Raw genomic sequence first — 14627 nt, 5'->3', positions numbered from 1 at the left:
TTTCGGAGAGGGGGCCGGGGGGTGAGGCGCCCACGCCCACCAACAAAAAAAGGCGGCCCACTCTCCCGAGCAGGCCACCTTTTTCAGGTCACAATCAACCTATTCCACAACCAACCGCTTGGTCGTCGTGGCCCCACCCGTAGTCACCTTAAAGAGATAGGTGCCCTTAGGCAGGCTGCCAGCCTCAAACGGAACCTGGTGGCTGCCAGCGGCTTCGGTGCCGCCTACTACGGTTTTCACCTTGCGGCCGTAGTTGTTGAAGATTTCCACGCTCACCGGGCCATCCTTATCGAGGTAGTAGCTCAGGGTGGTGGTGCTGGTGAAGGGGTTCGGGTAAGCCATCGTTTCGTGGCTGAGTACGCTCACGGCATCCGTAGCGGTGGGGCTGGCGGTGCGGGCGGCCGAGGCGGCAGCCGGCTGGGTCAGGGCGTTGTAGGGCGCGAAGGTGCGGCTCACGATAACCGCAAACTCGGCTCGCGTGACGCGCTGCGCGGGCTTGAAGGTGGCGTGCAGCGTGGGCTGCAAGTCATACGGCCCCTGCTCCACGTTGTAGTAGGCGTTGATAAGGCCCATTTCCAGCGCGATGCTCACGTAGCTTTCCAGGCCGGCCGGGATGCTGCCGGCGTCGTCGATGGCAATTTTCTGGCCGTTCACGGTCACTTTCACGGCTTGGCCGGTGCGGGCCACGGCCTGCGCCTGGAAGCCCAGGCCCTGCACCAGCGAGTAGGCCAGCGCGGCGCGGTTTACGGCGCCGTTGGGGTTGAAGGTGCCGGCGGCGGTGGGCAGCAGCACGCCGTTGTTGGCGTGGTAGCGGTCGCGCAGGGCGGCGCCTTTGGCGGCTACGGCCTCAGCCAGCAGCACGTCGGCGGGGCTGGTTACGTCGGTGAAGGTGCGTGCGCCGCTGAGGGGCAGGTATTGCCGGATGCCCTGGCCCATGAGCAGGTAGTCAGCCAGTTGCAGGCGGGTCAGGGTGGCGTCGGGCTGGAAGCCGCTGCCCAGGCCATCGACCAGGCGGCTGCCCACGGCGAGCTTGATGGACGCCTCGGCCGGGTGGCCCACGATGTCGCGCAGGTTAGTGGTGCCGGTCACGCTTTGGGTTACGATTTTACCAGCGATGGTTTCGGGGAAAGCCACGCCGCGCAGGCCATCTACTTTCAGCGTCCAGGTGCCGGGCGTGGGCGAGGCCACGGCCACGCCGCGGTCGGTAGCCAGCGTAAACGTCACCGGCGTGCCCGAGCGGTACTGCGTCACGCCATCGGGGGCGATGAGAATCAGGTTGGTCGGGTTGCCGGTTTCGCCCAGCAGGCCGGTGCTCGTCAGCTTGGCTTCCAGGCTATTAGTGCCCGAGGCCACCTGGAACGTGAACTGGTTGCCAGCCGTCAGGGTCGGGTTGTAGTTCACCGTGAAGGGCTGCTCGGACGCCATCGAGTTGATGCTGCTGTTGAAGGTGCGCGCCGCGTTCACGCTGCTGCCGAAGCCCGGCGTGCGGAACGCCTGGTCCACGGCGGCGTAGGCGTTCACGTAGCCCGCGCCCACTTCCCAGCTTTCGCGGCCGGGCATGTTGGTGGCGGTTTTTTGCAGAATCTCCTTCACCTGCGCCGGCGACAGCGAAGGCTTGGCTTCGAGGATAAGAGCCACGATACCAGCCACGTGCGGCGTAGCCATCGAGGTGCCGCTCATGTGGGTGTAGAAGGGCAGTTGGGCGGGCGTCAGCGTGCCATTGGCGTCGGTGCTGGCACCCAGCGTGGCCACCGGCCCGATTACACGGGTCGACACGACATCAACGCCCGGCGCTACGATAACCGGCTCATTCTTAAAGGTCCAGCTTTCGCCGTCAATCGTGAAGTTACCGCCCTGGTTTTTCACCCCGCGCGACGAGAAGCTGGCCAGCAGGCCGTTGCGGTCGCCCGCGCCCACCGAGATGGTCCAGGGGGCTACGGCGTAGGGGTTGTGCGTATCGGCGCTCGGCCCCGAGTTGCCGGCCGCGAACACGACCACCATGCCCCGGTCGTAGGCTTTTTTGGAGGCGATGTTCAGCGGGCTGTTGGGGTTGAACGCCCCGCTGGTGCCAAACGAGTTGCTGATAACCCGGATGTTATACTGATACTGGTGCGTGAGGGCGTAGTCGAAGCCGCCCAGCGCGTCGAGCACCAGCAGCGCCCCGCCCGAGCCGTAGCCCAGCAACGACGCGCCGGGGGCTACGCCTTCGTATTTGCCGCTGCTCTTGGTGCCGTTGCCGCCCACCGTGCCCGCGCAGTGCGTGCCGTGGCCCGAGTTGTTATCGGTATTCGGCACGTTTTCGATGTACGTCACTGGCAGCATAGCATTGAGGTTGTTGAGGTTGGTCGAACCCAACGAGTTCTGCACCAGGTGCGTGCCCAGCTTGATATCGTCGTGCGTACCATCCACGCCGCTGTCGTTGATGAGCACCCCGATGCCCCGGCCCGACACGGGCAGGCCATTGTTGCGGGCCGTCATGGTCTGGTCGGCGCGCAGGCGCTTTACGCCCGTGAGGTGCGTATCCTCAAAGTTGTAATAATCAAGCTGCTTGTTGATGTAGAGCGAGCGCACCTGCGGGTTTTGGGCCAGCGCATCGACCTGCGCGGCCGTGGCCACGATGCCCGCCACCGGCAGGGCTTGCAGCGTGATGCCCTTCGTGATACCTAGCCCCTGCAACACATTGAGCTGCGCGAACTGTGGCGCGCCATTGCCCACAAACGTGACGACCACCTGCGCGGTCGGGTTGGTGCGCAGGGCGGCGCGCAGTTCGGGGTCTACGGTAGCTTGCCCGAAGGCGGCACCGGCCGAGATGCCCACCAGCAGGAGGGCGGCAAAAAAAGTACGTGGCATGTAGAAATGTTGGAATAGAAAAAAGATTTAGTGCTGGGTCGAGACGGCTGCGGCAGCGCTACCATAGCTAGCCCGGTAACCCAAGGCCTTTGTGAGGCTTCGATGAACCTACGATGACGTTTTTATTACTGGATTTAGCTTTTTGAATTTTTTTTATAAACATGCTAATAATAATCTAATTGCGCACAACCATCTTGCGTGGACTATACAGCCACTACTGCCTACTGACCACTAGCCGATTACTTTGAGGGTTCATTTGGCAGTCTAAATACCGATTTCCCTGAATGATGCTATCGCGCCGCGCTAGCCCGTTGCCCTCTGCGAAAGCGAGAGCAGCCAGCCAGTGACTGCGAGCTCGCGGGCCAGCGTATCGGTAGCAGCAGGTTTCTTTGCAGTATTCTTCGCCCGCCTTCATGTCCCCCTCCCCCATCCTTCAGGCGCTGCGCCTCGAAACCCGCCCCGCCCACGATGCGCTGGAGCAAAACGTTTTCAACCAGCAGCTCACGGCCGGCACTATTACGGAGGCAGCTACCAAGTACTTTCTAGCCAAGATGTACGGCTTTCTGGCTCCTTTTGAAGCTCGCTTAAAAGCGCAAAACCTGGGGCCGGAATGGGAAACGGCCACCCGGCAGCGGGCGCACCTCATTCTAGCAGACTTAAACCAGCCGGCCGCTGCGCTGCCCATCTGCCCCGACTTGCCGCCGCTGGCTACCTGGCCCCAACTGCTGGGCGCCATGTACGTAGTGGAAGGCTCGACGCTGGGCGGGCAGGTGATAACGCGCCAGCTGACCAAGCAAAACATTCCGCTGCGATTGTACTTTTCGGGCTACGGCGAGCGAACCGGCCCGCTGTGGAAGGCGTTCTGCCAGCTCCTAAGCCAGGAAGCGACGCCCGAAAATGAGGCCGACATTGTAGCGTCGGCCCGCCTTACTTTTCAGAAACTAGACGCATGGCTCAACCAGCCACCCAGCTGAGCGACGAAAGTCTTTTCGGCCAGACCATTACGCTCACCAACTGCGACCGCGAGCCCATCCATATTCCCGGCCTGGTGCAGCCCTACGGCTTCCTGCTGTGCCTCGATGAGAAGACCCGGCTGGTGGTGCAGGCCAGCGAAAACGTGGAGGCGCACGTGGGCATTTCGGCCGATGAGCTGCTGCACAAGGGCCTGGACCGCCTGCTCGGCCCCGACCGCCTGGCCGAAGTGCAGGCGCTGTGGCCCACGCTCGGCACCACGCCGCAGCTGCTAGGCGCGCGCCTCGACTACGTGAAGGGCCAGCCGTTTTTCAAGCTCATTTTGCACCGCTACGACGGGCTGCTGTGGGTGGAGTTTGAGCCGGTGGCCGAAACCGAGGTGAGCGCCCTCGACCTACCCTCGCTCAATTTCACGCTGGCCCAGATGCTGGAAGCCCGCACCGTGCAGGAGTTTTCGCAGCGCGCCGTGGAGCATGTGCGCGAAATCACGGGCTTTGCGCGGGTGGGCATGTACCGCTTCGCGCCCGACGAAAGCGGCGAGATGATAGCCGAGGCCAAGCGCGCCGACCTTGACCCGCTGCTGGGGCTGCACTACCCGGCCAGCGACATTCCGCAGCAGGCGCGGGCTATGTATTTGAAGAACTGGCTACGCTTCATCCCGGATGTGGACTACTTGGCCGCGCCGCTGGTGCCGGTGCGCAACCCCGCCACCGGCCGCCCGCCCGACATGACGCACTCGGTGCTGCGCTCGGTGTCGCCCATCCACATTGAGTACATGAAAAACATGGGCGTGGCGGCTACCATGACCATTTCTATCATCCAGGACGGCCGCTTGTGGGGCATGATAATGTGCCACCACGACAGCCCGCGCCTGGTGAGCTACGAGCTGCGCGAGCTGTGCTTGTTTATCGCCAAAACCTTCTCGGCGCTGTTGCCCACCAAGCTTCAGCTAGAGCAGAGCGCCTACCTGCTGCGCGTGCAGCAAGCGCAGGCGCAACTGTTTGAGCAGATGGGCAACCAGAGCAACTTCCTGGCCGGCCTCTACGAGCAGCCTACTACCTTGCTCGACGTGTTTGACTGCGGCGGGGCGGTCATTTTCTTTGAGGGTGAGCTCATTACCCTGGGCCATACGCCCACCGAGCCGCAGCTGCGCGACTTGCAGGAGTGGCTGCGCACGCACGTGCGGCAGGATGTTTTTCACACCGATTCGCTGGCCCGGCACTACCCGTTGGGGCGGGCGCTGCGGGCCACGGCCAGCGGCGTGCTGGCCATCGCGCTAACCCAGGAGCCCGGCGACTACATCCTCTGGCTGCGGCCCGAGGTGCTGCAAAACGTGGCCTGGGCCGGCAAGCACGAAAAGGTGCAAAAGATGGAAGACGGCCAGCTGTTTTTGTCGCCGCGCCAGTCGTTTGCGGCCTGGAGCCAGGAGGTCGAAAACACGGCCGCGCCCTGGCTGCCGCTGGAGGTAGAAGCCGCCCGCGCCATCCGGCTGCACATCTCCGACATCCGAGTGAAAATCCTGAACGAGCTGCAAGCCCGCGCCGCCAGCCTCAGCCGCCTCAACACCGAACTGGCGCGCAGCAACGACGAGCTCGATTCCTTCGCCTACATCGCCTCGCACGACCTCAAGGAGCCGCTGCGGGGCATTCACAACTACTCGGTTTTTTTGCTCGAAGACTACGCCGAGCTGCTTGACGAAGAAGGCGTTAGCAAGCTGCAAACGCTGGTGCGCCTGAGCCAGCGCATGGAGTCGCTCATCGACTCGCTGTTGCAGCTCTCGCGCATCGGGCGGCTCGACCTCGAATTGCAGCCCACCGACATGAACCAATTGGTGGCCGAAGTCATTGAGCTGCTGCAACCTCGCCTCGACCAAACCCGCACCGCCGTGGAGGTGCGCGGCCCGCTGCCCACCGTGCCCGCCGACCCCACGCGCCTGCGCGAAGTCCTGAATAACTTATTGAGCAATGCGCTTAAATACAGCAACAAACCGGAGCGACTTGTCGTACTTGGAGAAGCTGAACCGGGCACGGCTGGCGTGCGGGGAGCCGCACACGCTGCGAACTACCACGTTTTCTACGTGCAAGACAACGGCATCGGCATCGACCCGCGCCACCACGACACCATTTTCCGCATTTTCCGGCGCCTGCACGCCCAAGACAAATATGGCGGCGGCACCGGCGCTGGCCTGGCCATTGCTAAAAAAATGATTGAGAAGCACGGCGGCGAGCTCTGGGTAGAGTCGGCGCTGGGCGAGGGTGCTACATTTTATTTCTCCATTCCAAAAGCTATCTAACGTGTCCGCTAATCCGCTTCTGCCTATTCTGGTCGTTGAAGACAGCGCCGAAGACTTCTTAGCCTTAAACCGGGCCTTCCGCAAGCAGGCGCTGCCCAACCCCGTGCTGCGTTGCGCCGATGGCGACGAGGCGCTCGACTACCTGCGCGGCTACGGCAAAAACCCCGCCTGGCCCGCCGGCCTGCCCGCGCTGGTGCTGCTCGACCTGAACATGCCTGGCACCGATGGCCGCGAGGTGCTGGGGAACGTGAAGCAAGACCCGCTTCTGCACAAAATTCCGGTCGTGATTTTCAGCACTTCCTCGAATAGCCGCGACATTGAGGACTGCTACCGTCTGGGTGCCAATAGCTACCTCACCAAGCCAGTGTCTTATACCGACTTGGAAGAGAAGATTCGCGTGACCATGAAATATTGGCTCGAAGCTTCGGAGCTGCCTAAGCTGCTGTAGGCGACGCGCCTGGAGCCGCCGCCCGTGCAGCCTGGCGCGGGCGGCGGCTTTTTTCGGGCGGAAAGGGTTGTAAATTAGCCCTCCCATTTATTTTTTGGGGCTCGGCGCAGCACGTGCTTGGCAAGAAATTTGGTGGAGCCCAGCGGCTACGTGGCCCACTTATTTACCCTTTCCGTACCGATTATCCCTGCGTGAAGAAGATACTGCTGGTTGATGATAATGAGCAGGACCGTATGCTCTACAAGCGCTACCTGAAGGCGCAGCCGGGCGAGGAGCTGATGGAGCTGCACGAGGCGGCGTCGGGCGAAGCTGCGCTGGAGCTGTTTGTGGATTTGCAGCCCGACTGCGTGCTGCTCGACCACAGCCTGCAAGACACCGACGGCCTGACGCTGCTCGAAGAGCTGAAGCAGCTTGCGCCCGACAATTCCTTGTGCGCCATTATGATAACGGGTAGCGGCAGCGAGCGACTGGCCGTGCGCGCCCTCAACAGCGGCGCGCTCGACTACCTGATGAAGCAGCACTTCGACCGCGAGCTGCTGCAAAAAACCGTGCGCCACGCCATCGAAAAAAACGAGTGGCGGCAGTACCAGGCCAGCTACCACCAGCAGCTGCAAGCCGCCAACCAGCAGCTGGCCCGCACCAACGCCGACCTCGACAACTTCGTGTACGCGGCCAGCCACGACCTGCGCCAGCCGGTCAACAACCTGCGCGGCTTGTTTGAGGAAATCCGCCGCTCGGCCACCTTCGCCGACCCCGCCGATGCCCAGTTGCTCCCGTTTATGGACAAAGCCATCCGGGCCCTGAGCACCACCATCGACGACCTGGCTACCGTGGTGCAGGAAAACCGCCAGCCCACCGCCCAGGCCGCCGAGCCAGTGGCCCTGGCCGACCTCGCCGACGATGTACTGACTGTGCTGCACCCGCAGGTAGTAGCCACCGAGGCCACTATCAGCCTCAACTTCAACGACCTGCCCGAAGTGCCCTACGTGCGTAGCAACCTGCGCACCATCCTGCTCAACCTGGTGGCCAACGCCCTCAAATACCGCCACCCCGAGCGCCCGCCCCAAGTGGCGCTGCGCACCTACCGCGCCGCCGGCCAGCCCGTGCTGGAGGTGCAAGACAACGGCCTGGGCATCAACCTGGCGCACCACCGCGAGGAGCTGTTTCAGCTGTTTCGGCGCTTCCACCCGCAGGCGGCCGAGGGCACGGGCGTGGGCTTGTTTTTGGTAAACCGGCTGGTGCAGGCCCAGGAAGGCCACATCGACGTGGAAAGCGAGGAAGGCCAGGGCACGCTATTTCGGGTGTTTTTGGGCGGTAAGTAAAACGGAGTGGCACTCCGTTTCGCGGCTGGCTGCCATTGCTAACGTTGCTTGCCGCTGGCGCGGCAAAAACGGAGTGCCACTCCGTTCTACATTCTGCGCTACCCCTGCTTATTTTTGAGGATGCGCAAACCGTGGCCCAAGCGACTACTGCAACTAAGCGGCAGCCTGCTGCTCGTAGCCCTGCTGGCGCTGCTGTGCGACCACCTTTTCCCCCTCCCGCTCGCTCCGCAATACTCGCCGCTCGTGCTCGCCGCCGACGGCAGCGTACTCCACGCCTACCTCAACCCCACTCAAAAGTGGCGGATGAAAACCGAGCTGCCCGAGATAACCCCAGCGCTGCAAACGGCCATTATCGAAAAGGAAGACCGGTATTTTCGTTACCACTTTGGGGTGAACCCGGTGGCGATAGCGCAGGCGGCGGGGCGTAATATCTTCAAGAAAGGGCGCACTACCGGGGCCAGCACCATCACCATGCAGGTGGCCCGCCTGCTGGAGCCTAAAGAGCGGACTTTCGGTAATAAACTGCTCGAAATGCTGCGCGCCACGCAGTTGGAGGCGCATTACAGCAAGGCCGAGATTCTGCAACTGTACCTCAACTTGGTGCCCTACGGCAGCAACATCGAGGGCGTGAAGTCGGCGGCGCTACTCTACTTTCAGCAGCCGCCGCACTACCTCTCGCTGGCCCAGACGGTGACGCTGGCCATCATCCCGAACCGGCCGGGCGGGCTGCTATTGGGCAAGAATAACGAGCAGATACTAGCGGAGCGCAACCGCTGGCTGCGGTATTTCGGGCAGGAAAAGCTATTTCCGGCCCAGGATATTGCCGATGCGCTGCTGGAGCCGCTCACGGCCCAGCGCCACGCTGCGCCCACGCTGGCCCCGCACCTGGCACGGCGGCTGGTGCGGGCACAGCCCGGCACGCCACTCATCTACAGCACCTTGCGGCCCGCCACCCAGGCCAAGGCCGAAGACCTGGCCCGCAACTACGTGCGCCGCCTGGGCACGCTGGGCATCTCGCAGGCCTCGGTGCTGGTCGTCAACAACCGCACCCACGCCGTGGAGGCCTATGTGGGTTCGGCCGATTTTCACGACGCGGTCGCGCTGGGCCAGGTCGATGGCGTGCAAGCCATCCGCTCGCCCGGCTCCACGCTCAAGCCCCTGCTCTACGGCCTGGCCCTCGACCGTGGCCTACTCACGCCCAAAACCGTGCTGCCCGACGTGCCCACCAACTTCCAGGGTTTCCGGCCCGAAAACTTCGACAAGCACTGCCTGGGCGAAGTGACGATGGAGCGGGCGCTGACCTATTCGCTGAATATCCCCGCCGTGCGGGTTTTGTCGGAAGTGGGCGTGCCGGTTTTCACGGGTACGCTACGGCAGGCGGGCTTCCGGCAGGTAGCGCGCGACGCACCGAAGCTGGGGTTGAGCGCGATTTTGGGCGGTTGCGGGGCCACGCTGGAAGAATTGACGGGGCTGTACGCCACGCTGGCTAATAGTGGGATGTATGTGCCGGTAGCGCTAACTTCACGTGGAACCTCACCCCCTGGCCTCCTCTCCAAAAAAGAGGGGGAGCCAACCGCGAGCAAACGCATACCAACGTCAAAAAAGGCGTCCGGCTCCCCCTCTTTTTTGGAGAGGGGGCCGGCCCCGGAGGGGTCTCGTGAGGTTCCCCCGGCGGGCACCCGCATCCTCTCCCCCGCCGCCGCCTACCTCCTCACCGACATCCTCGCCCAGCGCACCCGCCCCGACCTGCCCGTGGATGCCGCCAGCAGCCGCCACCTGCCGCGCATTGCCTGGAAAACCGGCACCAGCTACGGCCGCCGCGACGCCTGGAGCATCGGGTATAATAAAGACTACACCATCGGCGTGTGGGTGGGCAATTTCAGCGGGCAGGGCAGCCCGGCCCTCACGGGGGCCGACGTGGCCTCGCCGCTGCTGTTCGATTTATTTAACGCGCTGGCCTACAACTCTACCAACGAGTGGTTTGCGCCGCCCGCCAGCCTCGATTTTCGGCTGGTCTGCGCCGAAACCGGGCTGGTGCCGGGCGAGCACTGCGAAAATCAACTCATTGACTACTACCTGCCAGGCGCGTCGAACAGCCGCCGCTGCCAGCACCAGCAGGAAGTACTCGTGTCGGCCGATGGCGCGTATTGCTACTGTCGCGCCTGCGCCCCGGCCGCCGGCTACCGCCGCGCGCTCTACCCCAACGTAGCGCCTGAGGTGCTGGCCTACCGCGAAGCGCAGGGCCAGCCCACCCGCCGCCTGCCGCCCCACAACCCCGACTGCCGCCTCGTGCGCGGCACCGCGGCCGACGCCCCCGATGCCGCGCCGCTGCTCGCCATCACCTCGCCGGCCGCCCACGCCGAGTACGTGCTCGATGGGTCTGACAGGCCGCAGCTGCTCCTCAGTTGCGCCGCCGCCGGCGAGGTGCGCCAGGTGTATTGGTATGTAAATGACCAGTTTCTGCGCGCTGCCAAAGCCACCGAGCGGGTATTTTTCCGACCGCCCACCGGTGAGGTCAAAATCTCGTGCGCCGACGACCACGGCCGCAACGTGGACGTGCGCGTGCTGGTGCGCGAGTTGTAACGCCAAGCTCCTGCTTGGCGCTGCGTGCGGCAGGCGCACCCATACGCTGCACTAAGCTGGAGCTTGGCGTTACAGCAGCACGAAACTGGCCGCATCAACCACAAACCTGCTAGTTGCTTGCGTCTTCCGCACGCCACGGTAGCGCTATTCTAAACAAACCACCACCTAGCTTTCACCGTAATTGGCACAGTGCTTGTAAAACTCCCCGCAGGTTACGACCACTTTCCTCCCTCCTTTCCACTACTTTCCATGAAACGTACATCCTGGTTATTTCTGATTCCGGTGCTGTTTCTCAGCTTTTTCGCCAGCCACCGCGCCCGGGCCCAGCAGCGCAAAGGCTGGAGCCCGCAGGGCAAAGGCGCGGCCATTGGCGGCGCGGCCGGCATTTTGGGCGGTGCCCTCATCAACAAGCGCAACCGGGCCGTGGGTGGCCTCATCGGGGGCGCGGCCGGCGCAGGCATCGGCTACGGCGTAGGCAAGCACATCGACAACAAGCAGAAGAAAAAAGCCGCTCTCGCCGCCGAGCGCGCCGCTGCCAACCAGCGCATCGCCGCCGCCAACGCCCGCGCCGCCTCGGCCGAGCGCACTGCCGCCGAAGCCCGCGAACTGGCCGCTGCCCGCAGCGCCGCTCGCCCGGCTATGGGCGTAGCCACGGCCGCTACTGCCGTTGGGGCTGGCGCGCTGGCCGCCCAGGCCTTTACTCCCACTACCCCGCCCAGCACCGTAGTAGCCGCGGGCTACCTGCCTAACCCGCAATACGGCCAAGCCGGCACGGCTTACCCCAACTCGCCAGTACTGCGCAAGAGCTGGTAAGCTATTTGAATTTCAGTTGGTTTAGAAAACCCAGGCGCGTCGGCCTGGGTTTTTCGCCCTTCACTCGTTTCTCCATTCCTCAACACCTCTTTTATGAAGTTCTACCTGCCTTTGGTTTGCGCGGCGGCCCTATTGGCCTCGTGCTCGGGCAATAAAGACGCCGATAAAGCCGCTACCAACGCGGCCCCGGCCGCCGCTACCAGCACCAGCGTGGCCGACCTCGACCAGCAATTCCTAAGTGCTTGGAACAACAAGGACGCCGCCAAAGCCTCGGCGCTGCTGGCCGACGACGTGCAGTTTTTGCAGGGCGAAACCCGTTTCAGCGGCAAGTCGGAAGTAACCAACAAGTGGATTACGCCCACCATCAACACCATTTCGAGCCTCAAGACCAGCGTAGTGAGCTCGGGCAACGACGCCAACACGGCCTACGAGGCCGGCACTTTCTCGGTGGATGTGCTGCCCACGGCTGCCGATAATACCTCGGGCATTGGCGAAGGCAACTTCATCTTTTTGTGGAAAAAAGGCGGCGACGGCAGTTGGAAACTCAGCTACGCCCAGCTCGAAGACCTGCCCGTGCAGGTGAAGAAATAAGGAAATTCCGCGAAACAATTGCCCGGCTTGCGGCTTACTAGGTCTTGATTCCCGTTGAGGGCGGCCTTGTACGTGCTAGTGATGTTGAGCAACCAACTATGTTATTCTTGCCGGCCGGCCCGGCTCCGAACACTTCGGAGCGGGCTGGCCGGCCTCTTTATGGGCTTAGTAGCCAGCTTACTACTTGGCTACACCGCCCAGGCGCAAGCGCCGGGCACGCCGGCCTCGCAGCCCATTCCGAGCAATGCCTCGCTGGCGCAGTGCATCGATTTTGCCTTGCGCAACCAGCCGGTGGTGCGGCAGTCGCAATTGGACGAGGAGATTGGCGAGCGCAACATCCGCATTGGGCTTTCGGCCTGGCTGCCGCAGCTCAATGCCACGGGCATCTACACCCGCAATATCCAGCTGCCCACGGCGGTTTTTCCTAACCTGACCGACCCCACGGGGCCGCAGCAGGTTATCCGCATCGGCCTCAACAATACCTCGACGCTGGGCGTGGCGGGCAGCCAGTTGCTGTTCAGCAACGACGTGTTACGGGCGGCGCGCTCGGTGCGGCCCACCCGGCAGGTGTTTCAGCAAACGACTATTGCCAACAAGATTGACGTGGTAACGGACGTCAGCAAAGCGTTTTACAACGTTTTGCTGACCGAAAAGCAGCTCGATATTCTGAAAGAAGCCATTCAGCGGCAGGAGCGGCAGGTGAAGGACTCGAAGGCCCGGCTCGACGTGGGGCTGGTCGATAAAACCGACTACCTGCGCGCCTCGGTGTCGCTGCGCAATGCCTACGCCCAGCGCCGCGCTACCGCCGCCACGCTGCCCGGCCTCTACTCGGGCCTCAAGCAGCTGATGGGCCTGGGGCCCGACAAGCCGCTGACGCTGCAATACGACACGCTGCAAATGGTGCGCGAAACCCAGCTCGACACCGCCGAGCAGCTGGTGCCCGAGCGGCGCATCGAAATTCAGCAGCTCCAGACGCAGAAGCGCTTGCAAAGCATCACCATCGACTACTACCGCTTTGGTTTTTTACCCACGTTGTCAGGCTTTTACAACTACAACCGGGTATACCAGAACAATCAGTTTTCGGAACTCTACCGCACGGCCTACCCCAACCAGCAGGCCGGGGCGCAGTTTTCGCTGCCGCTGTTTACGGGCCTGCGGCGCATTCAGAATCTGAAAATCGCGCGCCTGCAAGACGAGCGCCTCGACCTCGACTTGTTCGACGCCCGCAACCAGATTACAACCGAGTATGACCAGGCCATGGGCGTGTACAAGGGCGCGCTCAGCCAGTACAACGCGCTGCAAGACAACCTGGTGGATGCCAAAGAGGTCTATCGCGTCATTAATCTACAGTACCGCGAGGGAATCAAGACTTTTCTGGAGCTGACCATCGCGGAGGCCGACCTGCGCACGGCGCAGCTTACTTATTACAACGCCTTGTTTAACGTGCTGTCCAGCAAGCTGGATGTGCAGCGGGCCTTGGGCAATATTACGTTCAACCAGTGAGAAACTTTAACCTGAAAACGGCCGGCCAGCTCGCACCCGCCCTAGTGCTGGCCGGGCTGCTCGCCGCCTGCGGCAAAAAAGAGGAAGCCAAGCAAGCCGGCCCGCCGCCGGCTGTGCCCGTGGCCGTGTACAAAGTGCAGGCCGAAGATGTAGTAAGCGCCGACACCTACCCCGCCACCGTGGTGCCCCTGAACGAGGTGCAGCTGATGGCCGAAGTAAGCGGCTACCTCACTGATATCTATGTACAGGATGGCCAGAAGGTAACCAAAGGCCAGAAGCTCTACGCCATCGACCGCACGCGCTACGCCGCCGCTGCCGAGCAGGGCCGCGCCCAGCTGCAAGTGGCCCGCACCAACTACGTGCGGGTGGCTAAAGACGCCGAGCGCTACCGCCGCCTGGCCGAGCAGGATGCCATTGCCCTTCAGCAGGTTGATATCTCGAAAGCCGAGGTAGCCAATGCCCTTTCGCAGATAACGGCCGCCCAGGCCGCGCTGCGCAGCTTGCAGCTCGACGTTAGCCACTCCGTGATTACGGCGCCGCTCACGGGCACCATCGGCATCGCGCAGGTGAAGCTCGGGGCGCTCGTGACGCAGGGCCAGACGCTCATTAACACGGTGTCGGCCGAAGACCCGATTGCGGTGGATGTGAATATTGGCGAGAAGGACATTGCGCGCTTCACTAAGCTGCAACAGGCCAAAGGCGTGCGCCAAGACTCCATCTTCACGCTGCAAGTGCCCGGCGGCCAGACGTATAAACTGCCCGGCAAAATCGTAACCATCGACCGCGCCGTGGACCCGCAAACCGGCACTCTGAAAGTGCGCGTGCAGTTTCCCAACCCCCGCCGCCTGCTGAAAGCCGGCATGAACACAACCCTGCGCGTGCTCAACCAGGACACCGGCGAGCAGCTCGTGATTCCGGCCCGCGCCGTGACCGAGCAAATGGGCGAGTTCTACGTGTACGTGGTGGGCGACAGCAGCAAAGTCTCGCAGCGCAAGGTGCTGACTGGCATCAAAGTAAAAGACAAAACCGTGGTGCGCCAGGGCCTGAAAGCCGGCGAAACCATCGTGAGCGACGGCATCCAGAATTTGCACGAGGGCTCGAAGATTCAGGTCGGCGACCCGACTAAGCCGGCGGGCGCGCAGGGTGGTGCGGGTGCGGGCGCTGGAACTGGAAAGTAGCCCCAAAAACGCCCGTCATGCTGAGCGGAGCGCAGCGGAGTCGAAGCATCTCTACCGGAGAACTAACTCCTGAC

Annotated in this window: 10 protein-coding genes; 9 read left to right on the top strand and 1 reads right to left on the bottom strand. The window is 62.9% G+C overall.

Translation table 11 applies throughout. The features are described from left to right. Positions 1–99: 99 nt before the first annotated feature. Positions 100–2850 (bottom strand): S8/S53 family peptidase, encoded by a 2751-nt coding sequence (locus VFO93_RS17920; RefSeq protein WP_325135755.1) that lies wholly within the window; start codon positions 2848–2850, stop codon positions 100–102. A gap of 413 nt (positions 2851–3263) precedes the next feature. On the opposite strand from VFO93_RS17920, the gene VFO93_RS17915 reads away from it, so the two are divergent. The 9 genes from VFO93_RS17915 (at position 3264) to VFO93_RS17875 (ending at position 14553) form a co-directional block, all read left to right on the top strand. After that, positions 3264–3824, top strand: a complete 561-nt coding sequence (locus VFO93_RS17915) for a biliverdin-producing heme oxygenase (RefSeq protein ID WP_325135754.1) — start codon at positions 3264–3266, stop codon at positions 3822–3824. Continuing rightward, positions 3800–6115 (top strand): ATP-binding protein, encoded by a 2316-nt coding sequence (locus VFO93_RS17910; protein ID WP_325135753.1) that lies wholly within the window; start codon positions 3800–3802, stop codon positions 6113–6115. Before VFO93_RS17915 ends, VFO93_RS17910 begins: the two co-directional genes overlap by 25 nt. Position 6116: 1 nt before the next feature. Continuing rightward, positions 6117–6563: a response regulator gene (locus VFO93_RS17905; protein WP_325135751.1), complete on the top strand. Its 447-nt coding sequence runs from the start codon at positions 6117–6119 to the stop codon at positions 6561–6563. A 191-nt stretch (positions 6564–6754) separates the two neighbouring features. Beyond that, positions 6755–7885, top strand: a complete 1131-nt coding sequence (locus tag VFO93_RS17900; RefSeq protein WP_325135750.1) for a hybrid sensor histidine kinase/response regulator — start codon at positions 6755–6757, stop codon at positions 7883–7885. Between the two features lie 120 nt (positions 7886–8005). Further along, entirely contained in the window at positions 8006–10468 is a 2463-nt protein-coding gene (gene pbpC / locus VFO93_RS17895; protein WP_325135749.1) for a penicillin-binding protein 1C, read from the top strand. Between the two features lie 249 nt (positions 10469–10717). Next, a complete protein-coding gene (locus VFO93_RS17890) occupies positions 10718–11281 on the top strand; it encodes a glycine zipper domain-containing protein (RefSeq protein WP_325135748.1) in 564 nt (187 codons plus the stop codon). Between the two features lie 93 nt (positions 11282–11374). After that, positions 11375–11872, top strand: coding sequence for a nuclear transport factor 2 family protein (locus VFO93_RS17885; protein ID WP_325135747.1), 498 nt, complete (start codon positions 11375–11377; stop codon positions 11870–11872). 159 nt (positions 11873–12031) lie between these two features. Further along, complete coding sequence (locus VFO93_RS17880) at positions 12032–13375, top strand: TolC family protein (RefSeq protein ID WP_325135746.1); 1344 nt, start codon at positions 12032–12034, stop codon at positions 13373–13375. Further along, entirely contained in the window at positions 13372–14553 is a 1182-nt protein-coding gene (locus VFO93_RS17875) for an efflux RND transporter periplasmic adaptor subunit (protein WP_325135745.1), read from the top strand. Before VFO93_RS17880 ends, VFO93_RS17875 begins: the two co-directional genes overlap by 4 nt. Positions 14554–14627 lie beyond the last annotated feature (74 nt).

Source organism: Hymenobacter sp. (genome assembly GCF_035709525.1).
Classification (GTDB): domain Bacteria; phylum Bacteroidota; class Bacteroidia; order Cytophagales; family Hymenobacteraceae; genus Hymenobacter.
Note: the sequence above shows the minus strand (reverse complement) of the source record. Positions and strands in the feature narration are given on the sequence as shown.